This window comes from Pseudolabrys sp. (assembly GCF_035943735.1).
GTDB lineage: Bacteria > Pseudomonadota > Alphaproteobacteria > Rhizobiales > Xanthobacteraceae > Pseudolabrys.
The window spans coordinates 23,468-47,460 of sequence record NZ_DASZBV010000021.1 but is presented as its reverse complement, the minus strand read 5'-3'; the positions used below and the strand labels follow the sequence as shown (position 1 = coordinate 47,460).

The following is a 23,993-nucleotide window of genomic DNA, read 5'->3' as shown; positions in this document are numbered from 1 at the left end:
TGACATTGCAAGGGCCTGCGGTCAATTTCGTAGTGCCGGCGTGCGCCGGAACGAAATGTCCGCCACGGCCTGCACCACGCATTTTGGCGCAATGCAGCATGTAACCCAGCCCCTCGTTCCGCGCAGTGGTCAAATTCTGTGCGGTCTGTACAAAGACTGTCCGCCGGGACCCTTGCATGCATCAGCCGCAGTCTGCCTCGATCGAAAGCAAAGCCTCGTGGACCGTCGCCGCGGCCGCGCTGGTCACCATGCTGATGGCCTATGGCGCCGCCTGGATCACGGCGGTGGCGCTGCGCGACATCGCGGCGGAAGCCGCCGGCGCACGCTCGGTGCCGGCGCTGGCGACGTCGCTCGCCTGGCTCGGCGGCGGCCTCGGCGGCATCCTGATGGGCCGTATCGCCGACAAGATCGGCACGCGCTGGACCGTGCTGTTCGGCGCGGTGATGATCGGCGTCGGCTTGGCGCTCTCGACGCTCGGGCCGCCGTGGCCGCTGTGGATCGGGCACGGCCTGTTCATCGGCCTCCTCGGCATCGGCGGCATCAACGCGCCGCTCTACATCTATGTCAGCCGCTGGTTCGATCGTCGCCGCGGCTCGGCGCTGGCGCTGATTTCGAGCGGCTCGTATCTCGCCGGCGCGCTGTGGCCGACCCTGTTCGAGCGCGTCATCGCGCATGTCGGCTGGCGCGAGACGATGCTCTGGTACGCGCTCGCCGAGGTCGTGGTAATCGTGCCGCTGGCGCTGTTCTACATGCCGCATCCGCCCGAGCTGGTGCATGCGGCCGCGGCGTCGGGCGCGGCGCGGAGCGAGCCCCGCGTGCTCGGCCTGAAGTCGAACACCGTCTTCGCGCTGATGTGCGCCGCCGCCGTGCTCTGCTGCATCCCGATGGCGATGCCGCAGGGCCATCTCGTCGCCTTCTGCGGCGATCTCGGCATCAGCCGCACGGTGGGCGCGGCGATGCTGTCGGTGCTGCTCGGCACCGCCTTCCTCAGCCGGCAGATATGGGGCGCGATCTCCGACCGCATCGGCGGCCTGCGCACGGTGCTGATCGGCTCGGCCTTGCAGGGGGCATCCATGATCGCCTTCCTGCTCACGCAGAGCGAAGCCGGGCTGTTCACCGTGTCGGCGGCCTTCGGCCTCGGCTTCTCCGGCATCATCCCGGCCTATGTGCTGGCGCTGCGCGAACTGTTCCACGGCGCCGAAGCGTCGTGGCGCATTCCGACGCTGCTGTTGTTCTCCGGCACCGGCATGGCGCTCGGCGGCTGGATGGCCGGCGCGCTCTACGACCACTTCGGCTACTACGCGCCCGCCTTCGCCACCGGCATCGGCAGCAACCTCCTCAACTTGGTCGTGGTCGGCGCGCTGGTACTGCGCACGATGACCGTGCGCCGCAAAGTCATCGCCTAGTCGCGCGGCGGCGCCAGCAGGCGTACGCCGACGAGCAACGCGAGGCCGGCCAGCGCCGGCCCGAGCGCGAGCCACGTGCCGGCGGCGGCCAGCGCCGCCGTCGCCGCCCACGAAATCGACGAGAAGGCTTCGGCGAAGGTCGCGACGCGCGAGGACGTCTGCCGCCGGCGGAACTGGCTGCGCCGCGCCTGCACCCGGAAGCACAATTGCACGTCGGTCGCCGCCGCTGCGGCCACGAGCACGCCGATGCCGCAAACGCCGGCCGCCCAGGGCGAGACGATCGCCAGCGCCAGCACCAGCGGCGCGAAGATCACCGCGATGACGCCCATCACCGCTTCGATCTTCGCCCACAGCAGCGCGCGCGCCGTCACCGGCGCGGTGGCGACGAGATCGGGCGCGTCCTCGCCGGAGATCGACAGCCAGGCGAGGCCGCCGGCGAGTTGCCCGGCCGCCATCACGACGACCGGCACCAGCACCACCAGCGCCGTGCTGCCCTCGTGGAAGCTGCGCCACAGCAGCAAGGCCGGCGGCAGCAGATAGAGGATCTGCATCAAGGTCTGCGACATCAGCCATGGGTCGCGCACCAGGAGCGTCCATTCCTTCCGCCGCAGCATCTGCTTCGGCGAGCGCAGGCGGAAGCCGCGCATGCGCTGGCGGATGACGGTCTGCGAAACGCCGGACGCGGCGATGGCATGCTCACCGAAGCGCGGAGAGAAGAGGACGATCGTGAGCACCAGCACGGCAATGGCGAACGCGAGCACCGGCGCCAGCGCAACGACATCGCCGAGCGCGGCGCGCGCCGGCCACCACAGCGGACTGCCCATGCCGGGGACATTCGCCAGCAGCCAGGGCGACTGCAGCGGCGCCAAGCGCGACAGGCTGCCGAAGGAGAGGATCGCCGCCACCTGCAGGCCGATGACGAAGGCGGCGCCGATCACCGCCGCCAGCACCTGCGCGACGAAGCGGGTGCGGCGCGGGCCGATGGTGCGGAACAGCGCTACCGTGATGGCGACGCCGAGGCTCGCCGCGATCGCGCCCATGGCGGCGACGACACCGTAACCGGCCAGCCAACGCAGGCCGCCGATGACGACCAGCACGTCGATGAAGGGCAGCGCGATCAGCATCGCCATCGCGGCGATGGCGGCGGCGATGCGCGCGATGCGCACGGCGAAGACCTTCCGCGGCGACACCGGCGCGGTGAGGATGAGCTCGAGGTCGGAGCGCGTGTAGAAGGCCCGCGTTACCGATTCCATCGCCTGCGACAGGAGCAGCGAGAACGACAGCAGCAGCGTGCCCGAGAGCGTGACGAGCGTCGCGAGGTCCGGCCGCGCGCCGGCGTAGCGCGCCACCATGCCGTAAGCGACGAGGTGCATGAAGACGCCGAACAGCGTCAGCACGATGACGACCGTGCGCAGGCGGCGTCGCCGGCCGGCGGTCATCAGCGACAGCCAGTCGCGCCAGCCGAGCCGGAGCTCGTGCGCCGCCAGCCAGGTCAATGTGTCCGTCCGGCTCACGCGGCCTCTTCTTCCGCCACCAGCTTGAGGAAGGTGTCTTCCAGCGTCGCCGAGCCGGAACCGGACTGACGCCGCAATTCGTCGAGCGTGCCTTCCGCGATGAGGCGACCATTGGCGATGACGCCGATGCGGTCGGCCATCCGTTCGGCCACTTCGAGGATGTGCGTCGTCATGATGACGGTGCCGCCGGCGGCGACGCGCTCGCGCAGCACGGTCTTGACCTGGCGCGCCGAGCCGGCATCGAGGCCGGTCAGCGGCTCGTCGAGGATGATCAGCTTGGGGTCGTGCACCAGCGCGCCGGCGAGCGCCACCTTCTGCCGCATGCCCTTGGAGAAGCCTTCGCAGCGTTCCTGCGCGTGCGGCCCGAGGCCGAGCCAGTCGATCAGCTCGCGGGCGCGCGCCTCGGCGGTCGCTGCGTCGATGCGCCAGAGACCGGCGACGAATTCGAGATATTCGAATGGCGTCAGCTTGTCGTAGATCATCGGCTCGTCGGACACCCAGGCCGTCACCTGCTTGGCCGCGACCGGGTCGGCGAGCGCATCGATCCCCTCGATGCTGATGCTGCCGGCGTCCGGCTGCAGCAGGCCGACGATCATGCGCAACGTCGTCGTCTTGCCGGCGCCATTCGGCCCGAGCAGCGAATAGAACTCGCCGCCATAGACGGTGAGGTCGAGCGCATCGACGGCGACGCGATCGAAGCGCTTGGTGAGGCCGCGCAGCGCGAGCGAGACGTGTTGCGGGGTGAGCATAATGACGCCGCCTGGATTGCGATCGCGCCAGTTACGCGCGAAGTCCTTTCGGCGCTATCACCGGGCTCCGTCGCCACGGCGTTATGGTTGAGCCCCGGTTAAGCGGCCGGCACCATTTTAAACATGCCGGCGCCATATGTCTCGCGCGCTTCCGCCGTCAGCGGCCGCACCGCGTTGACGAAGGCGTCGTGCTCGCGCGCGGTCGGTTCCACGATCTCGCAGCCGGCGGCCTCGATGATCCGCCGCGACTCCTCGTGCTCCTCGACCGCCAGCCCGCGTTGATAGGTGACCGACTCCTTCACCGCCCGGCGCATGGCCTCCTGGAGATCATTCGGCCAGGCTTCGAAGCTGGCGCGATGCAGGAAGACCGGACGCGAGATATAGAAGTGCGAGGTCAACGTGTGGAATTTGTGGAAATTGTGCACGCCGTAGGTGACGGTGTTGGCGAGCGGATTCTCCTGCGCGTCGAGGGTGCCGGCCTTGATCATGGCGATCGCCTCGGTGAGGTCCATGCGCATGGCGATGGCGCCGAGCAGGTCGAAGGTACGGCGCTGGATTTCGCTCGGCAGCACGCGGATCTTCATGCCCTTCATGTCGGCGGGCACATGGATCGGCCGCAGGCGGTTGGAGATGTGGCGGAAGCCGTTCTCGAACCAGCCGAGGATGCGATAGCCGATGCGGTCTTCGATGCTCTTCACGAGGAAATCGCCGAGCGCGCCGTCCATGGCGCCGCGCGCCTGCGCGTTGTTGGCGAACAGGAACGGCAGGTCGACGAAACCCAGCTCCGGCACCCTGTCGGTCAGGTAGCTCGACGACTGATAGCCGAGCGTGAGTTCGCCGCTCTCGACCAGAGTGAGGATGTCCTCGGCCTTGTAGCCGTGGTCCATGACGTTCCAGACGTAGTCGATGGCGACGCGGTCGCCGAACTGCGTCGTCAATTTGTCGCCGATGAACTTGAGCGATTTCGAAAAGCCGGTCGTCGCCGGCCCGTAACCGCCCATGCGGATCTTGATTGGTTCGCTCATGTCCCCTGCCCTTTGTGCGCCGGTCTCTATAGCGGCGCCGGGCGTTCTGGCCAAGCGGCGCCGCTATGCTAGGCTCCGCGCGCAAGACCGGAGGGACGCCGCCCATGAACACGCACACCAAGGCCGCGGACATTTCACGTGATGCAATTTTGCCGGCGGAGTGGCAGGCGCGCATCGATCTCGCCGCCGTCTACCGGCTGGTGGCGCACTATGGCTGGGACGACGTGATCTACAATCACTCGTCGATGCGCGTGCCGGGCGAGCCGCGCCATTTCCTGATGAAGAAGCACGATCTGCTATACACCGAGGTGACCGCGTCGAACCTGGTCAAGGTTTCGATGGACGAGGACCTCGACGAGCGCGCCGGCGTCAACCGCCCCGGCTTCACGCTGCACGGCGGCGTGCTGTCGGCGCGCGATGACGTCAACTGCGCGGTGCACGTGCACACCGAGATCGGCATGGCCATCGCCGGCCTGAAGCACGGCCTCAAGATGGTGTCGCAGCAGGCGATGCGCTTTTACCAGCGGCTCGGCTACCACGCTTACGAAGGCATCACCGAGGACTTCGCCGAGCGCGAACGCATCAATCGCGATCTCGGCAAGAACCGGGCGATGATCATGCACAATCACGGCCTGCTCACGGTCGGCAAGAACGCGCGCGAGGCCTTCGTGCTGATGAAGACCTTGATCGAGGCCGCCGACATCCAGTTGCGCATTGAGGCGACCGGCGGCGAGATGCTGGAGATCCCGGCAGAGATCTGCGCCAAGACCTCGGCGCAATACGAGATGCACGACGCGGGACGCGGCAGCCACGACTGGAGCGCCTATCTGCGCATGCTCGACTCGATCGATCCCGGTTACCGGCAGTAAACACATGCCAGTCAGCAATCGCGTCAAGGAACGCCTCGCCCGCGGCGAGACGGCGTTGTGCATGGCGACGCGGCTCGCGCGCACGCCGGAGATCGCCATGATCGCCGACGCCTGCGGCTTCGACGCCTTCTTCATCGACATGGAGCACTCGGCGATCACGCTCGACGCCGCGGCGGCGATGTGTACGGCCGCGGTGCCGGTCGGCATCGCGCCTCTGGTGCGCGTCGCCGGCCACGCCTTCCACGACGCGACGCGGCTCATGGACCTCGGCGCCATGGGCATCATCTGCCCGGACGTCGAGACCGGCGAGCAGGCGCAGGCCTTCGCCGCCGCCTGCCGGTTCCCGCCGCTCGGCGCCCGCTCGGTCGGCGGCGTCGGCCCGCTGCAGGGCTATCGCGCGACGCCGCTCGGCGAGGTCAACGCGCAGGGCAACGACGCGACCCTACTCGTCGCCATGCTGGAGAGCCCGCAAGGCATCGCCAATGCCGACGCGATCGCCGCGGTGCCCGGCATCGACGTGCTGCTGATCGGTTCCAACGACCTGTGCACGGCCATGGGCATTCCGGGCGAGCTCAAGCATCCGAAGCTGCGCGAAGCCTACGAAGCGACGATGCGCGCCTGCGCCAGGCACGGCAAATGCCTCGGCATCGGCGGCATCCGCGCCGACGTGGCACATGTCGCCGAGTTGGTCGCGCTCGGGGCGCGGTTCGTCATTGCCGCGTCGGATATCCAGTATTTGATGGCCGCCGCGCGCAGCGAGGTCGCTGCACTGCGGAAGGCGGCCGGCGGCTGAGTTCCTTGGCCTTGCGGCCTGCACGGCGCTTGCGGCCGTAAATTTCGCATATATCCTGATGACCAAAGAACACAACATCGGGGAGGACGGATCATGGCCGAGGGACAGAAGTCGCTTTTGACCGGCATCGCTGCCGGAGTCGTCGTCGTGCTGCTCGTCACGCCGGTCGGCTATGTCCTCTGGAAGCGCGCCTCCGCCGAGCGCGCGCAGATGCTGGCGACGTTGTCCGCGATCGACGGCAAGCTCGCCAAGACCGACGCCGCCGTCGCCGCGATGCAGAAGACCGCCTCCGTCTCCGGCATCACAAAACAGCTCGACGAATTGAACGGCCGTATCAAGAGCGCCAACGAAGCGCTTGCCGGCCTGCAGAAGGCTTCGCTCGACGAAATCCGCAACCGCCTCGATCAGGTCGAGACGAGTTTGAAGTCCGACAGCGCGGCGCTGGCCGGATTGCAGAAGGGCCTCGGTCCCGACGGCCTCAACAAGCGGCTCGGGCAGCTCTCCGCCAACCTCGCCGCGCTCGACACCTCGCTCGCGACCATCAAGCAGGCGACGGCGAACGACGCGCCGGTGAAGACGGCGAGCGCGCTCGACACGATGAAGACCGGCAGCGTACCCGCCGCCAGCGCGACCGACCTCATCGTGGTGCACGTGCAGGAGCCCGGCGTCGGTCAGGCTGCCGCCGCCATCGCGCCGCTGAGCGTCAATTTCCAGAAGATCGGCGGCACCGACGAGACCGCCCAGACCGTGGCGCTCGTCGCTAAAATGAAGGCCGTGCTCAAGGGCCGCAAGGACTGCGCCATTTCGGTCGCCGGCTTTGCCGACACGCTCGGTCCCGACGACCTCAATCTCGAAGTGTCGAAGGATCGCGCGCACGTGATCGCGGCCAAGCTCAAGGAGGCGTTGGGCAGCGACGTGCAGATCGCCGAGACCGCCTGGGGCGAGCGGCGCCTGCACGAGATGACGAAGGACAACGTCGCCGCCAAGGCCAACCGCCGCGTCGACATCGCGGTGCAGTGCAAGTCGTAGGCTTCCTTTACCCTCCCCCTTGTGGGGAGGGTCGCGAGCCTTAAGCGCGTTTACGCGCGTCTTCGACGCGCTATGCGAGCGGGGTGGGGGTAGCGGAGTTTCATATCTACCCCCACCCCGACCGCCTCCGCTTCGCTGCGGCGGTCGACCCCCCCCCACAAGGGGGAGGGTAAGAAGAAAAACTACTTCTCGCCGACGCCCCAGTGCCAGAAGTCGCGGCCCTGCGTGCGCATGAAGCGGGCGAGCACCATCTTGTGCACTTCCGACGCGCCGTCGACGAGCCGCGCCGAACGCGCGTAGCGGTAGATCCATTCGACGATGGTGTCTTTCGAATAGCCGCGCGCGCCCTGCAACTGGATCGCCACGTCGGCGGCGTTGTGCAGCGTGTCGGCGACGTGCACCTTGGCCATCGATACTTCCTTGCGCGCGCGTGAGCCGTTGTCGAGCAGCCAGGCCGCGTGCATCGTCAACAGCCGGCCGATCTGGATCTGGTGCGCGATCTCGCCGAGCTTGATCTGCACGCTCTCGCGGTCGGCGAGCTTGATGCCGAAGCCCTCGCGCTTCTCGACATACTCCTGCGCGATCTCCATGCAGCGCTTGGCGAAGCCGAGCCAGCGCATGCAGTGCGTCAGCCGCGCCGGGCCGAGACGGATCTGCGTCGCCTTGAGCCCGTCGCCCTCGCCCATCAGCACGTTCTCGAACGGAATCTCGAGCCCGTCGAATTCGATCTCGCAGTGGCCGCCGTGCTCCTCCGGTCCCATGATCGGGATGCGGCGCTTGATGCGCCAGCCCGGCTGATCCTTGTGGAACAGGAAGGCGGTGAGGCCGCGGCGCGGATCGTCCGACGTGCGCGCCATCAGGATGAAATGCGCGGCGCCGTCGGCGCCGGTGATGAACCATTTGTGGCCGTGCACGACGTAGCGGTCGTTCTTCTTCTCGGCGCGCGTGCGCATCATGCCGGGATCGGAGCCGGAGCCCGGATGCGGCTCAGTCATGACGAAGGACGAGCGCACCTTGCCCTCGACGATCGGCCGCAGGAACCACTCTTTCTGCTGCGGCGTGCCGACCTTGGCGACGAGATTCATGTTGCCGTCGTCCGGCGCCATGCAGTGGATGGCGAGCGGGCCGAAGATCGAGCGCGCCGCCTCCTCGTAGATTGCCGGCCAGGCGCCGACGGGCAGGCCCATGCCGCCGAATTCCTTGGGCGACTGCGGCGCCCACAGGCCCGCGGCCTTCGCCTTCGCGCGCACCGGCGCCAGCCGCTCCGGTGGGATGTTCTCGTAGTCGGAGAAATTCTCCGGATCCTTCTCCAGCGGCAGCACCTCCTTCTCGATGAAGGCGCGCACGCGCAGGCGGATGTCCTCGATCTCGGGTGCGAGTGTGAAGTCCATATCGCTTATCCTTTCAGCGCCACCACCTGGCCGCCGTCGACGAGAATGGTGGCGCCGGTCATGTAGGCGCCGGCGTCCGACACGAGCAGCAGCAGCGCGCCGTCGAGATCGCCGGCATTGCCGAAGCGGCCCATCGGGATGTCGCGCTTCATGGCATTGCCTGCCTCGCTGTTGAGGAACGTGTCATTGATCTCGGTCACGAACCAGCCCGGCGCGATGGCGTTGACGCGCACGCCCTTGAAGGCCAATTCGACCGCCAGCGCCTTGGTGGTCTGCACCACCGCCGCCTTGGCCACCGCATAGGCGGCGACGCCCTTGGCGACGCCGAAGCCGAGCACCGAAGCGATGTTGACGATGGCGCCCTTCTTGTTCGCGGCCAGCATCCGCCGCGCGACCTCCTGCGCCCAGTAGAACACCGCGTCGAGATCGGTCGACAGCACGCGCCGCCACTCCTCCGGCGCGACGTCGGTGGCGCGCACCGGCGCCTGCGCCACGCCGGCATTGTTGACGAGGATAGTCACGGTGCCGAGCGCGGCTTCCGCAGCGTCGAAGGCGCGCGTCATGGCCGTGCGGTCGGTGACGTCGGCTTCGATGGCGACGGCGCGGCCGCCTTTGGCTTCGATCTCGTCGCGCAGCGCGGTCAGCCGGTCGACGCGGCGGGCGACCAGCGCCACCGCGGCGCCGTTGTCGGCGAGTGCGCGGGCGAATTGCGCGCCCAGCCCGCTGGAGGCGCCGGTGACCAGCGCCACGCGGCCGGTGAGGTCGAAGAGTTCGGAGGCTTTCACGTGACCTTCCTTATCCCTCCCCCAACGGGGGAGGGTGGCCGGCGAAGCCGGCCGGGTGGGGGGAATTTGTCCGAAGCTCCTGATCAATTGTCTCCAGCACGCCGATCAGGTTTGTATCGATCTCATTGTTCCAGAATCGCAGCACCTTGAAGCCGGCTCGCGCGAGATCCGCATCGCGTTTTCGATCCGAGTCCGCATGAGCATCAAAGTTGTGCTGACCGCCATCCAATTCGACGACGAGGTTCTTTCTAAGACAGATGAAATCAACGATGTATTTTTCGCGTGGAGCCTGCCGTCGAAAATGATAGCCGCGCGACTTCCACGATCGCAGGTGAACCCACAGTTTCACCTCCTGTGGCGTCATCGTTTTGCGGAGTTGCCGCGCGCGGGCGTTTGCCATCGATCGACCCACCCGGCTGGCCTTCGGCCAGCCACCCTCCCCTTTCAGGGGAGGGATCAAGAAGAACTAGCGCCCATAAAGCAAGTGCGGCAGGCCGGTGGCAAGCCCCGGCCAGAACCACAGCACCACCAGCGCGCAGAGCTGGATGAGCACGAATGGAATGATGCCGATGTAGATGTCCCTGGTGGTGATCTCCGGCGGAGCGACGCTGCGCAGGAAGAACAGAGTCGGTCCGAGCGGCGGGTGCATGTACGAGGTCTGCAGGTTCATCGCCATCATGACGCCGAGCCAGACCGGATCGACGCCCGGCATCTGCAGCAGCGGCGGCGCGACGATCGGCACGACGACGAAGATGATCTCGAACGCGTCCATGACGAAGCCGAGCAGGAACATCGCCAGCATCACCGTGAGGATGGCACCGTCGGTGCCGCCCGGCAGGTCGGTGAGCGCGCGCTCGACCATGACGTCGCCGCCGAGCGCGCGGAAGACGAGGCTGAAGGCGGTGGCGCCGATCAATATGAGAAAGATCATGCCGACGATCTGCGTCGTCTTCTCCACCACGGGCTTCAGCGCCGCGCCCAGCGCGCCCTTGCGCGCCGCCAGCAGGACGGCGCCGACCGCGCCGATCGATCCGGCCTCCGTCGGTGTCGCCACGCCGCCGAGGATCGAGCCGAGCACGGCGGCAATGAGCGCCAGCGGCGCGACGAGCGCCGCAATGAGCCGGCCGGCGAAGGCGAAGCCTTTCGCGCCGTTCGCGTCGCGCGGCAGCGCCGGCGAGGCCTCAGGCCGGATGAACGCCACCGCGATCAGGAACAGGAGATACAATGCGACCAGCGCCAAGCCCGGCACCAGCGCGCCGGCGAACAGGTCACTCACCGTCAGCGCCCGCGGCGCGAAGATGCCCTTGGCGAGCTGCGCCGCCTGATAGGAGTTGCCGAGCTGGTCGCCGAGCAGGATGAGCACCGTCGCCGGCGGGAAGATTTGCGCCAGCGTCGATGTCGCGGCGACCGTGCCGGCGGCAAGCCGACGGTCGTAGCCGAAGCGCAGCATGGTCGGCAGCATGATGAGGCCGAGCGTCACCGTGGTGGCGCCCACCACGCCCTTGGCCGCGGCAAGCAGCGTGCCGACGATCACCGCCGAGATGCCGAGGCCGCCGCGCAACGGTCCGAACAGCCGGCCCATCGTCTCCAATAAATCCTCGGCGATGCCGGCGCGCTCCAGCATCACGCCCATGAACATGAACAGCGGCACCGCCAGCAGCACCTCATTCGTGATGACGCCGTAGATGCGCTGCGGCAGCGCGCCGAGGATGCCGAAATCCATCAGCCCGAGCAGATGGCCGAGCGCGGCACAGGCGAGCGAGACGCCGCCGAGCGTCAGCGCCACCGGATAGCCGGCCATCAGCGCGGCGCAGACCGCGACCACCATGGCGACGGCGAAGAGTTCAGCGAGCGCCATTAGCGCTCTCCCGCCAGCACGGCCGCCGCCCTGACTGCCTGCGCGATGCCCTGCAGCGCCATCAGCAGCGCGAACATCGGGATCAGTGTCTTCAGGACGAAAACGAGCGGCAGCCCGCCGGTCTCCTGCGAGCGTTCCAGGATCGCCCACGAGCGCGCCGCGTAAGGCACCGACAGCCACAGCAGCGTCAGCATGAACGGCAGCAGCAGCACGAGCGTGCCGACGAGATCGACGAGCGCGCGGCGGCGCGGCGAGGCGTCGGCGTAGAAGATGTCGACCCGCACGTGCCCGCCGGCGGCAAGCGTCCAGGCGGCGGTCAAGGTCACCAGCAGCGCCTGGCCGTAAATCACCGATTCCGTCACCGGCACGGAACCGGCGCTGAACACGTATCGCGCCACCACCAGTCCGAACTGCACCAGCACGATGGCCAGCGCCAGCCAGGCTGCGGCGCGACCGAGCGCGGCGGTCAGACGGTCGATGGTGTGGGCGAAAGCGAGGGCGGAACGCATGGGCGGTGATTGTGGCATAGCCCGCCTGCTTGCGCTAAACTCCAGGCATGTCCGGGCATCACCACGACCACGACCACGACCACGACCACCACGAGCACGACCACGATCATTCCGAGCTGTCGGAAACGCAGCTGCGCGTCCGCGCGCTGGAAACCGTGCTCACCGAGAAAGGCTACGTCGATCCGAAGGCGCTCGACGCCATCGTCGAGGCCTACGAGACGAAGATCGGTCCGCGCAACGGCGCCGCCGTCGTCGCCAGGGCCTGGGTCGATCCGACGTTCAAACAGGCGCTGCTCGCCGACGCCTCGAAGGCCGTCGCCACGCTGGGCCATATCAGCCGCGTCGGTGACCATCTCATCGCCGTCGAGAACACGCCCAAGACGCACAACATGATCGTCTGCACGTTGTGCTCCTGCTATCCGTGGGAAGTGCTCGGGCTGCCGCCGGTCTGGTACAAGTCGGCACCGTACCGCTCGCGCGCGGTGAAGGATCCGCACGGCGTGCTCGCCGATTTCGGCGTCACCCTGCCCAAGAACACTGAAGTCCGCGTCTGGGACTCGACCGCCGAGACGCGCTTCCTCGTGCTGCCGATGCGGCCCGCCGGCACCGACGGCTGGAGCGAGGAAAAATTGGCCGAACTGGTCACGCGCGATTCGATGATCGGCACTGGATTGCCGAAGCAGCCATGAGGGGCGCGCGCTTTCTTCCCTCGCCCCGCTTGCGGGGAGAGGGTGGCGAGGACCGAAGGTCCGAGCCGGGTGAGGGGGCGCATCGGCGCGCTCAGAATCGTAGTAGCGCCCCCTCACCCGACCGCCTTCGCTGCGCTCAGGCAGTCGACCTCTCCCCGCATGCGGGGAGAGGTGAAGGAGAGAAATAATGGACGGCATTCACGACATGGGCGGCATGGACGGCTTCGGCAAGGTCGAGGTAGAGCCGAACGAGCCCACCTTCCACGAAAAATGGGAAGGCCGCGTGATGGCCATGGTGCGCGCGATGGGTGCCAATGGCGGGCTGAACATCGACATGCAGCGCTTCTCGCGCGAGAGCCTGCCGCCGGTCGTCTATCTCGAGAGCTCGTATTACCAGAAGTGGTTCCTCGCGTTCGAGCGGACGTTGCTGGCGCGCGGCATGGTCGCGGCCGACGAGATCGATCAGGGCCATGCGTTGCATGCCAGCGCGCCTCTGGCGCGCGGTCCCTTCGGCATGAAGGACGTCGCGCGCATCATGACGCGCGGCAGTTTCGGCCGCGATCCGCAGGGTAAGCCGGCTTTCGCCGTCGGCGACCGCGTGCGCACGAAGAACATCCATCCGGCGACGCATACGCGGCTGCCGCGCTATGCGCGCGACAAGGTCGGCGTCGTCGAGCGCATCGAGGGCTGCCACGTGTTCCCCGACAGCAACGCGGTCGGCAAGGGCGACAATCCGCAGTGGCTGTACACGGTCGTCTTCGACGGCGCGGAACTATGGGGGCCGGACGGCGACCCGTCGCTGAAGGTGTCGATCGAGGCGTTCGAGCCGTATCTGGAGAAGATGTAGCTGTCGTCACCGGGCTTGTCCCGGTGACAGACATGGGATGAGTGCCTGACATGACCATCATCGACTCGACCGCCGCGCGCCGCGCCACCGAGGAAGTGCCGAGCATTCCGCGCGATGATAACGGTCCGGTGTTTCGCGAGCCGTGGGAGGCGCAGGCCTTCGCCATGGCGCTGGCGCTGCACGAGCGCGGCGTCTTCACCTGGAACGAATGGGCGCAAACGCTCGGCGACGAAATCAAGCGCGCGCAGGCGGCCGGCGATCCCGACACCGGCGAGACCTATTACATGCACTGGCTGGCGGCGCTGGAGCGGCTCGTCGCCGAGAAGGGCGTCGCCACGCGCGACACGCTGCACCGCTATCGCGACGCATGGGACCGCGCCTGCGACCGCACCCCGCACGGCAAGCCGATCGAATTGCGTGAAACGGACTTCGCTTAGCGGCTGCTTATCCCTCTGAAAAGGGAGGGATAAGAGCTAAAACAGCCCCATGCGCTCAGTGGCCATGTAGCCGGTCATCAGTGCCACGCCGAAGACGACGATCGCCGCGGCCGCACCGGTTTCGATGAGACGCAGCAGGATCATGCCGCGGCCGGGCTTGGCCTTGGCGATGCGGCCGGCAAAGCCGCGCGCGCCGACCGCGATGGTGGCGATCGTACCGACCGTGATGGCGGTGCCCAACCCCATGGCGAAGGTCGAGGCGACGCCGATCCAGAACAGGCCCTGCGCCAGCGCGAACACCAGCACGATGATGGCGCCCGAACAGGGCCGCAGGCCGACCGCGATCACCGCCGACAACGCGCGGCGGAACCAGTGCTTGCCGGTCAGTTCGCTCGGCTCCGGCGCATGCGCGTGGCCCCAGGCCGAGGCGTCGTCCTCCTGGTCGTGAGCGTGGCCATGATGGTGTCCGTGGGCGTGACCGTGATCATGCGCATGATCGTGCGCGTGATGATGGTGATCGTGATCATCGTGATGATGTGCGTGACGGTGACCATGATCGTGCGCATGCGCATGATGCGCGGGCTTCGCCGGCCGCAACAGCCGCAGCAGCGCCCTGCCCTTCACCCACAACAGCCGCAGCCCGATCAGGACGATGAGCGCGTAGCCGACCATCTCGACCACGCGCACCGTGGTGTTCATCGCCTTGGCGGTCGCGTTCAAGAGCACCGCAGCGACGGCGACGATGGCGATGGCGCTCAGCGACTGCAGCACCGCCGAGGCGAACGACATGACGATGCCACGCCGCCAGGTTTCCTCATTGGCGACGAGATAGGACGAGATCACCGCCTTGCCGTGACCGGGGCCGGCGGCGTGGAAGACCCCGTAGATGAAGGACACGCCGAGCAGCGTCCAGCCGGCGCTGCCGTCGGCCTTGGCGGCGCGGATGAGATGCGACAGCGTCAGATAGAAACGCGCCTGCTCGGCCAAGATCCAGCCGGTGAAGCCGCCCATCTCCGGCGGCGCGCCGCGCGACATGCCGAACGGCTGCGCCAGCACGGGGTCGGACAAGACAAGGACTGCAAGAACGGCAACGGCGCAGCATACCCAGCGAGACATCGATCGCGTCATTCGTGGATGAACCCCTTGCGGACGCGCCGCCCCCGCGGACTTGTCACGGACAATGCACCAGCAGCTTGTTGGCGAACTTCTCGCCCCACGCCATGCTCACATTCGGCTGGTCGGCGGGAATTTCGCTCAGCGCCTTGCCCTCGGCGAACGTCATCTCGCGCGGGTAGACGACATCCATCTTGCAGTGCGGCCCGCCGACGAGCTTGCCCGGATCCTTCTTGTCGAATTCGAAATCGATGAAGATGGTCGGGTCGTAGATGTCGACCTTGAGTTCCTTCGCCTTCACCGGTGTCTTCACCGGCAGCGTGAAGTTCAAGGTCAGCACCGAATCCCTGTAGTCGAGCCAGTAGTCGGAGGTCGGCGGCGCCAGCTCCACCTTCTTGCCGTCGGCGGTCGCATAGGTGAAATAGTCGTATTCCTTCAGGGACTCGACGTTGACCTTGGCAAGCGGCGCCAACTCCTCGCGCGTGTACTGACCCTTCACCTTGCTCGCCTGGCCCTGCAACGCGAAGGCAGAGAACATGTCGTCGAACGACCAGTGATGGCGGATGCCGGTGACGGCGCCGTCCGGTCCGACCAGCACCTCGCTCTTCATGGTGATCCAGACGTGCGGATGGGCAAACGCCGGGCCGGCGCATACGAGAAGCCACGCGGCGAGAAACAGTCGTACGATCATTGAAGAAACTCAGCTCTCGCGCGCCCCCCGCGCGCAGACGGCACTATAGCACTGCCGTCTGAGGCGGAATCGAGGCGGCTGCGGCGCGGTTAACGCGCGCGTTACACCGTGCTTTCGCACTGGAGCGAACAGCTCCCTTGCGCGAGCTCGATCTGCACCGTGGCATGGCCGACATCGAAGCGATGATGCAGCTCATGCGCGACCTGCTGCAAGAACGCGTCGCCGGGATGGCCCTGCGGCGTCACCACATGGCAGGACAGCGCCGTCTCTTTCGTGCTCATCGCCCAGATGTGCAGGTCGTGCACGTTTTCGACCTGCGCCAGACCGGAGAGATATTGACGAACGTCATGCGGGTCGATCTCGCGCGGCGCGGCGTTGAGCGTGAGCCGGATCGATTCGCGCAAGAGGCCCCAGGTGCCCCACAGGATCACGGCGGCGATCAGCAGGCTCGCCACCGGATCGAGCCACTGCCAGCCGGTGAGCATGATGCCGCCGGCGGCGGCGATGACGGCGACCGAGACGCCGGCGTCGCCCACCATGTGCAGGAAAGCACCGCGCACGTTGAGGTCGGACTTGCTGCCGCGGCTCAGGAGCCAGGCGGAAACGCCGTTGACGACCACCGCGAGCGCGGCCACCGCCATCACCGTGGTCGAGGCGACCGGCTGCGGCTCGCTGAAGCGGCGGATCGCCTCCGAGGCGATGGCGCCGGTGGCGACCAGCAGGATCACGCCGTTGGCGAACGCGGACAGGATCGACGCCGCGTGCATGCGGTAGGTGAAGCGGTTGCTCGGCTTCCAGTTGGCGATGGCGATGGCGCCCCAGGCCAGGACGAGGCCCATCACGTCGCCGAAGTTGTGCCCGGCGTCGGCGAGCAGCGCCAGCGAATTGGCGGCGAGTCCGTACCAGACCTGGCCGATCACCAGCGTGAGGTTGAGCGCCGTGGCGATGGCGAAGGCGACGCCGAAATGGTCCGGCGTGTGGTCGTGATGCGCGTGGCTGTGGTCGTGGTCGTGCGGCACGGGTTCCGAATCCTGTTCGGGGCGAACCTAATGCCGTTGGAAACGAATACTAGAACAGTTGGCCGCAGCGCCTCTTCTCCCTCTCCGTTCTTGCCGAGAGAGGGAACTCACACCCCCGCGGCGCCGCCGTCGGCGCGCGGATCGTGACCGCCTTCGAGCGTGCCGTCGGCATGCAGCACCACCGCGCCGGCATGGCCCATCGTGTCGGAGTAGCCGTCGTCGAGCACGGCGACGTCGTGGCCGGCCGCCATCAGCCGGTCGATCAGAGCGCCGTCGAAGCGCGACTCCATGCGCAAATTCGTGTGCGTCGAACCCCAGGTGCGGCCGAGCAACCAGCGCGGCGCATCGAGCACGCGCTCGAGCGGCTGCTTGTAGAGCACGTGACGCGTGAACACGGCGGCTTGCGTCTGCGGCTGGCCGTCGCCGCCCATGGTGCCGTAGGCCATGACGCGGCCGTCCTTGAGCGCCGCGAGCGCCGGGTTGAGCGTGTGGAATGGGCGGCGGCCGGGCGCCAGCGCGTTCACCGCGCCCGGCTCGAGCGAGAAGCTCGCACCGCGATTCTGCATCAGCACGCCGGTCGCCGGCAGCACGCAGCCGGAGCCGAACTCCCAGTAGAGCGACTGGATGTAGGAGACGACGAGACCGGACGCGTCCGCCGCGCCCATCCAGATCGTGTCGCCCTCACCGTAGGGCTGCGGCCACTTCGCCGCCTTGCGGCGGTCGATCTTTTCGACTTCGGGGTCAAGGAAGTTGGCGTCGAGATAGCGCAGAAGATTGCCGTCGATAAGGTCGGGATCGGTGACCTCACGGTCGCGCACGATGAAGGCGCGCTTGGTCGCTTCGATCAGGCCGTGAATGTGGGCAAAGCTGTCGCCTTCGGAGACGCGCAAGCGGTCGAACAAGGCGAGAATGATGAGCGAGGCCAGACCTTGGGTCGGCGGCGGCGTGTTGTAGAGAGTCCCGGCACTCACTTGAACGCTCAGCGGTTCGGCAATCCTGGCTTCGTGTTTTTCCAGATCCGCGCGGGTGACAGGCGAGCCGATGCGCTCCAGATCGGCAGCGACCTCGTGGCCGACATCGCCGCGATAGAAGTCGCCGAGTCCGGCTTTGGCCAGATGCTCCAGCGTGGCGGCGAAAGCGGTTTGCTTGAGCTTGGCGCCCTGCTCCGGCGCTTTGCCGCCGACCAGAAACGTGTCGAGGAAGCCGGGCGCGGTTTCCAGTTCGGCATATTTGTCGACGGTCAACCGGGCCTGACTGCGCGACACCGCATAGCCTTCGCGCGCGTGCCGGATGGCGGCGTCGAACAGCACATGCAGCGGCAGACGGCTTGAACCTTTGTTGATTCCCTTGCCGGTCTGGGCCTTGGCCGCCTCGAACGCCAGCATCCAGCCCGCCACCGCGCCGGGGACGGTGAGCGCGGCGAGCGGTCCGCGCGCGGGAATTTCGTAATGACCGGCGTCGCGATAGAAGCGCACTGTCGCCTTCGACCCGGCGCGCCCCGCGCCCATGATCGCGCGCACGCGGCCGTTCGGCTCGCGGATCAGCCAGAAGCCGTCGCCGCCGATGTGGTTCATGTGCGGATAGACGGCGGCGATCGACGCCGCCATCGCCAGCATCGCCTCGATGGCGTTGCCGCCCTCGGCAAGGATCGCACGGCCGTCTTCGACGGCGGCGGCATGCGGCGCGCAGACGACGCCGCGTTTATGGCCGGCAGTGTGGAAGTTCATTGAGAGCCTCGTGTCCCCGGCGCAGCGCAGCGTGCAACGGCGCGCTGCAGACCCGGCACCCCGGTTTTCAGAAAGCTGGGTCCCGGATCAGCGACGCACCACTTCGTGCTGCGCCGCGTCCGGGACACAAAGCTTTTACGCCGCGACATCGGCGATGCCGCGTTTCTTCAACAGCGCATCGACCGCCGGCAGGCGGCCGCGGAAGGCTTTATAGGCCTCGCCGGGATCGCGCAGGTTGCCGGCCGAGTAGATGTAGTCGCGCAACCGCTGCGCCGTCGCCGGATCGAAGGCGTCGCCAGCTTCGGTGAAGGCGGCGAAGGCGTCGGCATCGAGCACCTCCGACCACATGTAGGAGTAATAAGCCGCCGCATAGCCGCCGCCGGAGAATAGATGCTGGAAGTGCGGCAGCCGGTGGCGCATGACCAACTCCGCCGGCATGTAGATACGTTCGAGCGCCTGCTTCTCGAAGGCGTCGACGTCGAGCGCCGTCGCCTGCGGCAGCGCGTGCACGTCGAGATCGAGGATGGCGCAGGAGGTATATTCGACCAGCGCGAAGCCCTGGTTGAAGGTGCGCGTCGCCAACACGCGATCGAGCAGGTCCTGCGGCATCGCCTCGCCGGTGCGGGCGTGGCGCGCGTATTTTTGCAGGATCTCAGGCACCTCGAGCCAGTGCTCGTAGAGCTGCGACGGCAGCTCTACGAAATCGCTCGGCACCGAAGTGCCGGCGAGCAGCGGATAGGTGACGTTCGACAGCAGCCCGTGCAGCGCGTGGCCGAACTCATGGAAGAGCGTGCGCGCGTCGTCGAACGAGAGCAGCGCCGGCTCGCCGGCGGCGGGCTTGGAGAAATTGCACACGTTGAGGATGACCGGCGTCACGTTGCCGATGAGCTTCTCCTGGTCGCGCAGCGAGGTCATCCAGGCGCCGGAATGCTTCGAGCCGCGGGCGAAATAGTCGCCGATGAACAGCCCGACATGGGCGCCGCTCTTGTCCGTCACCTCCCAGGCGCGCGCGTCGGGGTGATAGAGCGGCACCTCGACCGGCGCGAAGGTCAGCCCGAACAGACGGCCCGCCGTGTCGAAGGCGGCGGCGATCATGCGGTCGAGCTCGAAATACGGCTTGATCTCGGACTCGTCGAGATCGTAGCGCGCCTTGCGCAGTTTCTCGGCGTAGTAGCGCCAGTCCCACGGCGCGAGGGCGAAGTTGCCGCCCTCTTCCGCGATGATCTTCTGCAGATCGTCGCGGTCGGCGAGCGCACGGGCTCGGGCCCGCGTCCACACCTCGTCAAGCAGCTTGCGCGCGGCGGCCGGCGTCTTGGCCATCTGGTCGTCGAGGCGGTAGTCGGCGAAGGTCGCAAAGCCGAGCAGCGCCGCACGCTCGGCACGGAGCTTGACCGTCTCGGCGATGGTCGCGCGGTTGTCGGTCGCGCCGCCGTTCTCGCCGCGCTTGATGAAGGCGTTGAACAGCTTCTCGCGCAGGTCGCGGCGCGACGAGAATTGCAAAAATGTCTCGGCGGAAGAACGTGCGAGCGTGATCGCATACTTGCCGGGATGGCCGCGCTCCGCCGCCGCGGCGCCCGCGGCGTCGCGGGCGAAATCCGGCAGCCCGGCGAGATCGCTCTCCTCGAGGATCATCGCGTAGGATTTCTCGTCGGCCAGCACGTTCTGCCCGAACTGCGTGCCAAGGCTCGCCAGCCGCTCGTTGATCGCGGCGAGGCGATCCTGCTGTGCCTGGTCGAGCGCCGCGCCGGCGCGGACGAAGCGGGTGTGGTAGCGGTCGAGCACCCGCGCCTGCTCCGGCGACAGGCCGAGCTTGTCCCGGCGGCCATAGAGGTCGGCGATGCGGGCATAGAGCGCGCGGTTGAGATAGAGCGCGTTGGAATGGCGCGCCAGCAGCGGCGACACGTCGCGTTCGACCGCCTCGATGGCGTCGCCGGTGTCGGCGCCGGCCAGCACGAAGAAGACGTTCGCCACGCGCTCGAGCGCCCGGCCGCTTCGTTCCAGCGCCTCAATGGTGTTGGCAAAGCTGGGCGGCTCCTTGGCCGCGGCGATGGCGTCGATCTCGGCGCGATGCGCGCCGAGCGCCGCGTCGAAGGCCGGGCGAAAATGCTCCGGCGTCACGGCGTCGAACGGCGGCAGGCCAAAGCGGCCGTTGAAGTCGGAAAGCAGCGGGTTGGGCTGTGTCATCCGCCCTATCTAATGGGGCTTCCGGCATTTGGCGAGCCGGCCGACCAGGCGACCGCCGCAGGCGAATTAATGCAACGGCATGCCCGTTCGGCCGTTGGTCCGGTACAGCCGATGGAGGTTTCCATGAATCCGCGTCCACTGCTCGCCGGGACGGTCGCGTGCGCCGTTCTGTTTGCCTCATTCGCCCACGCGCAAAGCACGACCACCGATCCGGGCTTCGTGCCCGACACAGGACAGATCAACCCGGGCCATGCGCTTCAGCCGCCGCCCACGACGCCGCCAGCGCCGATTGCGAACCCGGCAGACGTTCGCGCGGCACTGCTGATGCCCGATCCCGGAACCATCTCCCTCGGCGAAGATCCGAACGCCGGCGGCAAGGCGCAGCCGGCGACCACCGGTAAAAGCGTCACGAGTGGCGAACAGCCAGGGCCGATCGCCTCGACGATGCAGACGAAACCGGCGAAGTTCTCGCATCGCAACGACGTGATCGATCACATGCCGACCATGGGCATGCCTCTGCGGCTCGACGAAAAGCAGCGGCAGCAAATCTTTCAGGCGATAACGTCCGAGAAAACGTCGGAAATTGCCGCCACGCAGACCTTCAAACCTGCCGACGCCGTGCCCTACGCCGCGGCGGGGCAGATCCACCCATTTCCGGGCAGCATTCGCGGCATCCCCGACCTCGCTTTCCTCGCCTACATGAAAGGCAAGGATAGGGTTTATCTGGTGACGACCAGAACAGCCGATCCGATCGTGGTGGATATTCTGGACGGCAAGTAGATCAGCCGCGCAGCGCCCGCAGCGCGTTGAAGATGACCGCGACGTCGATCACTTCCTGGAACAGCGCGCCCTCGACCGGCGGCAGGAACCCGAGCGCCGCGGCGATCATTGCCGCCACCGACAGGCCAATGCCGGCGAAGACGCTCTGCAGTGCGATGGCGCGCGAGCGCCGGGCGATGCGGATCGCGGGGAGCACGCGGTCGAGCTGGTCGACCAGCAGCACGACGTCGGCGGCCTCTGCCGACGCCGGTGCGCCTTTGGCGCCCATCGCCATGCCGATGTCGGCAGCGGCGAGCGCCGGCGCGTCGTTGACGCCGTCGCCGATCATCATCACCGGCCCATTCTTGCGCTCCGACAGCACCGCCAGCACCTTCTGGTCGGGCGTGAGGTCGGCGCGCACCAGATCGATCGGCAGGCCGAAGGCGATGAAGCGCGCCACCTCGGCGCGATCTCCCGTCGCCAGCACGATGCGCTCGATGCCGACCGCGCGCAGGTCGGCGAGCAGGCGCGCCGTGCCGGCGCGTAATGCGTCATTGAGGATGAGGATGCCCGCAGGCTCGCCGTCGACGGCGACGGCCACCGCCACCGCGCCGGCCGGGCGTCCATCGGCGAGCGTCGGCAGACCGGAGCGGCCGACCTTGCCGGCAATGAAGCGCGGGCTGCCAACAAGCACGCTGTGGCCGTCGACCTTGCCGGATATGCCCTCGCCCGCGATCTCGGCCGCCTCGGTGGGGATGGCGAGCGTGAGACCGCGTGCCCGCGCCTCCGCCACGATGGTCTGGGCGACGATGTGCTTGGACGCCTGATCGAGCGATGCGGCGAGCCGCAGCAGTTCGTCCGGCCCGAGTGACTCGGCCGTTCGGATATCGACGATGCGCGCCTCGCCATGGGTGAGCGTGCCGGTCTTGTCGAGGACGAGCGCCCGAATGCGCGCCAGCGCCTCGATCGCCTTGCCGCCCTTGATCAGGATGCCAAGCCGGGCGGCGCGCGAAAGTCCGGAGACCAGCGCGACCGGCACCGCGAGGATAAGCGGACAGGGCGTGGCGACGACCAGCACGGCGACGGCGCGGATCGGGTCGCCGCTCAGCCACCAGGCGGCGGCGGCGAGCGCCACGGTCACGGCGAGAAAGAGCATGGCGTAGCGGTCGGCCAGCCGCGACATCGGCGCGCGCGCCTTCTGCGCCGCCTCGACGAGGCGCACGACGCCGGCATAGGTGCTCTCCGCCGCGACGCGCGAGGCTTCCAGATCGAACGCGTCGCCGACATTGGTGGCGCCGGACATGACCGCGCCGCCCGCTTTCATCGTCACCGGCATTGCCTCGCCGGTCAGTGCCGACTGGTCGAGCACGGCAACGCCGCCCGCGACCGCGCCGTCGACCGGCACCACGTCACCCTGGCGCACCAGCAGCCGGTCGCCCGGAAGGACAAGGTCGAGCGCCACCTCCTCGAGCCGACCGTCGCGGTGGCGCATCGCCGTCCGCGGCACGCGCGAGAGCAGCGCGGTCATCTCACGCCGCGCCCGCCGCTCGGCGAAGGCCTCGAGCAGCTGTCCACCGGCGTACATGAGGGCGACGATGGCCGCCGCGAGCTCCTGGCCGAAGGCGAGCGCGGCACTCATCGACAGGCCGGCGACGATGTCGAGGCCGACGTCACCGCGGCTGAGGCTGGTGACGATCTCGACGGCAAGCGCGGCGAGCACCGGCACTGTCACCACGGTCCAGATCACGGCGGCCAGGTGAGTTTCGCCAATCAGATGCGCCGCCAGACCGGCGGCAAGCCCGGCCGCGGCAAGCGCGGCGAGCAGCGGCCGCATGCGTCTGAGCAGGTCGTTCATGCTTCAAAGCCTCGCTCCGCCGCCGCTTTTCCGCCATGAGCGAGATCAAAGAAAAGCTGCCGCAAGGGGTTGATCCGCCTGCCCGTTTCGGGGACATTGCGGCCCGCGCGAAGGAGACAAGCCGATGGCCCGAGACCGCCGCATCGTCTGGCAGAACGTGCTGACCGTGATCAGCGCGGCGATCCTCATCGGCGCCGAAGTGTTCGGCGCGGCCTTCGCCGCCTCGTGGGCGCTCGCCACGCTCGCCGGCCTCGGCGCCTTCTGGGCCCGCATCCTCGACGTCATCTTCGTCTGCTGCGGCATCCTCATCATGGCGCAGTTCATCCGCAACGCGCACCGCATCGAGCCGTTCACGACGCGCTCCTGACGCGCGACGCAGGCGCGCGACGCCGCCTCTCCGCGAAAAAGTTAAGGATGTTTGTGGCGCGAGCGAACTAATTCGCTTGCACGTCGTCGAAAAAGTGTTATTTCGGTCTTGCCCAATTTCGCACGTGCCTGTGGCCGTGTGTCGATCGGTAGGTAGCCGGACAAGAGGCCGGCCAGCCGCCTGAGGTCAGCGAGCTCCTTCCCACGGGAAGAGTAAGTAGCCTCAAGTCTTCTGATCGGCAGCCGGAGGCGAAACCGGCGCACTCTGCTCTCAGCAGGGGACGCGGCTTAAAGCAACGACGGAGCGGGCTTCTTTGGTCTCTGCTGGCCTTCCACCGCCAGCGACGGGTCACCGACGAGGCTTGTCCATCTTGCCAG

23 protein-coding genes are annotated in these 23,993 nt (G+C 67.6%); 9 read left to right on the top strand and 14 right to left on the bottom strand.

All coding sequences use genetic code 11. The annotated features are described in order from the left end of the window. The first annotated feature begins 176 nt into the window (after window positions 1-176). Entirely contained in the window at window positions 177-1,406 is a 1,230-nt protein-coding gene (locus VGV41_RS15945; RefSeq protein ID WP_326864900.1) for an MFS transporter, read from the top strand. Here the strand turns inward: VGV41_RS15945 and VGV41_RS15940 are convergent. The 3 genes from VGV41_RS15940 to VGV41_RS15930 all read right to left on the bottom strand — a co-directional run bounded on the left by VGV41_RS15940 (window position 1,403) and on the right by VGV41_RS15930 (window position 4,694). After that, window positions 1,403-2,920 carry a permease gene (locus tag VGV41_RS15940; RefSeq protein WP_326864899.1) on the bottom strand — a complete coding sequence of 506 codons (1,518 nt, stop codon included), beginning with the start codon at window positions 2,918-2,920 and terminating at the stop codon, window positions 1,403-1,405. The two genes, VGV41_RS15945 and VGV41_RS15940, sit on opposite strands and share 4 nt — an antisense overlap. Further along, entirely contained in the window at window positions 2,917-3,669 is a 753-nt protein-coding gene (locus tag VGV41_RS15935) for an ABC transporter ATP-binding protein (protein ID WP_326864898.1), read from the bottom strand. Before VGV41_RS15935 ends, VGV41_RS15940 begins: the two co-directional genes overlap by 4 nt. A gap of 98 nt (window positions 3,670-3,767) precedes the next feature. Beyond that, window positions 3,768-4,694: a TRAP transporter substrate-binding protein gene (locus VGV41_RS15930; RefSeq protein ID WP_326864897.1), complete on the bottom strand. Its 927-nt coding sequence runs from the start codon at window positions 4,692-4,694 to the stop codon at window positions 3,768-3,770. A gap of 104 nt (window positions 4,695-4,798) precedes the next feature. Here VGV41_RS15930 and VGV41_RS15925 point away from each other — a divergent pair, with 104 nt between their 5' ends. The 3 genes from VGV41_RS15925 (at window position 4,799) to VGV41_RS15915 (ending at window position 7,385) form a co-directional block, all read left to right on the top strand. Further along, a complete protein-coding gene (locus tag VGV41_RS15925) occupies window positions 4,799-5,563 on the top strand; it encodes a class II aldolase/adducin family protein (protein ID WP_326864895.1) in 765 nt (254 codons plus the stop codon). A gap of 4 nt (window positions 5,564-5,567) precedes the next feature. Continuing rightward, on the top strand, window positions 5,568-6,356 hold the full coding sequence (locus VGV41_RS15920) for an HpcH/HpaI aldolase family protein (RefSeq protein WP_326864894.1): 789 nt from the start codon (window positions 5,568-5,570) through the stop codon (window positions 6,354-6,356). Window positions 6,357-6,449: 93 nt separating this feature from the next. After that, complete coding sequence (locus tag VGV41_RS15915; RefSeq protein ID WP_326864892.1) at window positions 6,450-7,385, top strand: OmpA family protein; 936 nt, start codon at window positions 6,450-6,452, stop codon at window positions 7,383-7,385. 182 nt (window positions 7,386-7,567) lie between these two features. Here the strand turns inward: VGV41_RS15915 and VGV41_RS15910 are convergent, their stop codons facing one another. From VGV41_RS15910 to VGV41_RS15890, 5 genes are all read right to left on the bottom strand, one after another. Beyond that, window positions 7,568-8,776, bottom strand: coding sequence for an acyl-CoA dehydrogenase family protein (locus VGV41_RS15910; RefSeq protein WP_326864891.1), 1,209 nt, complete (start codon window positions 8,774-8,776; stop codon window positions 7,568-7,570). 5 nt (window positions 8,777-8,781) lie between these two features. Beyond that, the gene (locus tag VGV41_RS15905; RefSeq protein ID WP_326864890.1) at window positions 8,782-9,561 is read right to left on the bottom strand and encodes a glucose 1-dehydrogenase; all 780 of its coding nucleotides are present in this window, start codon (window positions 9,559-9,561) and stop codon (window positions 8,782-8,784) included. 10 nt (window positions 9,562-9,571) lie between these two features. Continuing rightward, complete coding sequence (locus VGV41_RS15900) at window positions 9,572-9,961, bottom strand: endonuclease domain-containing protein (protein ID WP_326864889.1); 390 nt, start codon at window positions 9,959-9,961, stop codon at window positions 9,572-9,574. A gap of 66 nt (window positions 9,962-10,027) precedes the next feature. After that, on the bottom strand, window positions 10,028-11,419 hold the full coding sequence (locus VGV41_RS15895; protein ID WP_326864888.1) for a TRAP transporter large permease subunit: 1,392 nt from the start codon (window positions 11,417-11,419) through the stop codon (window positions 10,028-10,030). Continuing rightward, window positions 11,419-11,928 (bottom strand): TRAP transporter small permease subunit, encoded by a 510-nt coding sequence (locus tag VGV41_RS15890; RefSeq protein WP_326864887.1) that lies wholly within the window; start codon window positions 11,926-11,928, stop codon window positions 11,419-11,421. Before VGV41_RS15890 ends, VGV41_RS15895 begins: the two co-directional genes overlap by 1 nt. 47 nt (window positions 11,929-11,975) lie before the next feature. On the opposite strand from VGV41_RS15890, the gene nthA reads away from it, so the two are divergent. From nthA to VGV41_RS15875, 3 genes are all read left to right on the top strand, one after another. Then, complete coding sequence (nthA, locus tag VGV41_RS15885; protein ID WP_326864886.1) at window positions 11,976-12,617, top strand: nitrile hydratase subunit alpha; 642 nt, start codon at window positions 11,976-11,978, stop codon at window positions 12,615-12,617. Window positions 12,618-12,804: 187 nt separating this feature from the next. Further along, the gene (gene nthB, locus VGV41_RS15880; RefSeq protein ID WP_326864885.1) at window positions 12,805-13,464 is read left to right on the top strand and encodes a nitrile hydratase subunit beta; all 660 of its coding nucleotides are present in this window, start codon (window positions 12,805-12,807) and stop codon (window positions 13,462-13,464) included. A gap of 59 nt (window positions 13,465-13,523) precedes the next feature. Beyond that, window positions 13,524-13,901: a nitrile hydratase accessory protein gene (locus VGV41_RS15875; RefSeq protein WP_326865105.1), complete on the top strand. Its 378-nt coding sequence runs from the start codon at window positions 13,524-13,526 to the stop codon at window positions 13,899-13,901. A 36-nt stretch (window positions 13,902-13,937) separates the two neighbouring features. Here VGV41_RS15875 and VGV41_RS15870 read toward each other — a convergent pair whose 3' ends face one another. The 5 genes from VGV41_RS15870 to VGV41_RS15850 form a co-directional block, all read right to left on the bottom strand. Next, window positions 13,938-14,969 carry a nickel/cobalt transporter gene (locus VGV41_RS15870; RefSeq protein ID WP_326864884.1) on the bottom strand — a complete coding sequence of 344 codons (1,032 nt, stop codon included), beginning with the start codon at window positions 14,967-14,969 and terminating at the stop codon, window positions 13,938-13,940. A gap of 103 nt (window positions 14,970-15,072) precedes the next feature. Beyond that, a complete protein-coding gene (locus VGV41_RS15865; RefSeq protein WP_326864883.1) occupies window positions 15,073-15,705 on the bottom strand; it encodes a DUF1007 family protein in 633 nt (210 codons plus the stop codon). A gap of 101 nt (window positions 15,706-15,806) precedes the next feature. Next, window positions 15,807-16,724 (bottom strand): cation diffusion facilitator family transporter, encoded by a 918-nt coding sequence (locus tag VGV41_RS15860; protein WP_326864882.1) that lies wholly within the window; start codon window positions 16,722-16,724, stop codon window positions 15,807-15,809. Between the two features lie 107 nt (window positions 16,725-16,831). Continuing rightward, window positions 16,832-18,451: a gamma-glutamyltransferase family protein gene (locus VGV41_RS15855; protein ID WP_326864880.1), complete on the bottom strand. Its 1,620-nt coding sequence runs from the start codon at window positions 18,449-18,451 to the stop codon at window positions 16,832-16,834. Between the two features lie 135 nt (window positions 18,452-18,586). Next, on the bottom strand, window positions 18,587-20,635 hold the full coding sequence (locus tag VGV41_RS15850) for a M3 family metallopeptidase (protein WP_326864879.1): 2,049 nt from the start codon (window positions 20,633-20,635) through the stop codon (window positions 18,587-18,589). Window positions 20,636-20,704: 69 nt separating this feature from the next. Between VGV41_RS15850 and VGV41_RS15845 the strand changes: the two genes are divergently transcribed. Next, a complete protein-coding gene (locus VGV41_RS15845) occupies window positions 20,705-21,415 on the top strand; it encodes a hypothetical protein (protein WP_326864878.1) in 711 nt (236 codons plus the stop codon). Window position 21,416: 1 nt separating this feature from the next. Here the strand turns inward: VGV41_RS15845 and VGV41_RS15840 are convergent, their stop codons facing one another. Next, window positions 21,417-23,249, bottom strand: coding sequence for a heavy metal translocating P-type ATPase (locus tag VGV41_RS15840; RefSeq protein WP_326864877.1), 1,833 nt, complete (start codon window positions 23,247-23,249; stop codon window positions 21,417-21,419). Window positions 23,250-23,373: 124 nt separating this feature from the next. Here VGV41_RS15840 and VGV41_RS15835 point away from each other — a divergent pair, with 124 nt between their 5' ends. After that, complete coding sequence (locus VGV41_RS15835; protein ID WP_326864876.1) at window positions 23,374-23,616, top strand: hypothetical protein; 243 nt, start codon at window positions 23,374-23,376, stop codon at window positions 23,614-23,616. Window positions 23,617-23,993 lie beyond the last annotated feature (377 nt).

Coding starts and splice junctions, on each gene's coding strand:
- VGV41_RS15945 (WP_326864900.1), top strand. CDS start 177: ATGCATCAGCCGCAGTCTGCCTCGATCGAAAGCAAAGCCTCGTGGACC.
- VGV41_RS15935 (WP_326864898.1), bottom strand. CDS start 3,669: ATGCTCACCCCGCAACACGTCTCGCTCGCGCTGCGCGGCCTCACCAAG.
- VGV41_RS15930 (WP_326864897.1), bottom strand. CDS start 4,694: ATGAGCGAACCAATCAAGATCCGCATGGGCGGTTACGGGCCGGCGACG.
- VGV41_RS15925 (WP_326864895.1), top strand. CDS start 4,799: ATGAACACGCACACCAAGGCCGCGGACATTTCACGTGATGCAATTTTG.
- VGV41_RS15920 (WP_326864894.1), top strand. CDS start 5,568: ATGCCAGTCAGCAATCGCGTCAAGGAACGCCTCGCCCGCGGCGAGACG.
- VGV41_RS15915 (WP_326864892.1), top strand. CDS start 6,450: ATGGCCGAGGGACAGAAGTCGCTTTTGACCGGCATCGCTGCCGGAGTC.
- VGV41_RS15910 (WP_326864891.1), bottom strand. CDS start 8,776: ATGGACTTCACACTCGCACCCGAGATCGAGGACATCCGCCTGCGCGTG.
- VGV41_RS15900 (WP_326864889.1), bottom strand. CDS start 9,961: ATGGCAAACGCCCGCGCGCGGCAACTCCGCAAAACGATGACGCCACAG.
- VGV41_RS15895 (WP_326864888.1), bottom strand. CDS start 11,419: ATGGCGCTCGCTGAACTCTTCGCCGTCGCCATGGTGGTCGCGGTCTGC.
- VGV41_RS15890 (WP_326864887.1), bottom strand. CDS start 11,928: ATGCGTTCCGCCCTCGCTTTCGCCCACACCATCGACCGTCTGACCGCC.
- nthA (WP_326864886.1), top strand. CDS start 11,976: ATGTCCGGGCATCACCACGACCACGACCACGACCACGACCACCACGAG.
- nthB (WP_326864885.1), top strand. CDS start 12,805: ATGGACGGCATTCACGACATGGGCGGCATGGACGGCTTCGGCAAGGTC.
- VGV41_RS15865 (WP_326864883.1), bottom strand. CDS start 15,705: ATGATCGTACGACTGTTTCTCGCCGCGTGGCTTCTCGTATGCGCCGGC.
- VGV41_RS15855 (WP_326864880.1), bottom strand. CDS start 18,451: ATGAACTTCCACACTGCCGGCCATAAACGCGGCGTCGTCTGCGCGCCG.
- VGV41_RS15850 (WP_326864879.1), bottom strand. CDS start 20,635: ATGACACAGCCCAACCCGCTGCTTTCCGACTTCAACGGCCGCTTTGGC.
- VGV41_RS15845 (WP_326864878.1), top strand. CDS start 20,705: ATGCAACGGCATGCCCGTTCGGCCGTTGGTCCGGTACAGCCGATGGAG.
- VGV41_RS15840 (WP_326864877.1), bottom strand. CDS start 23,249: ATGAACGACCTGCTCAGACGCATGCGGCCGCTGCTCGCCGCGCTTGCC.
- VGV41_RS15835 (WP_326864876.1), top strand. CDS start 23,374: ATGGCCCGAGACCGCCGCATCGTCTGGCAGAACGTGCTGACCGTGATC.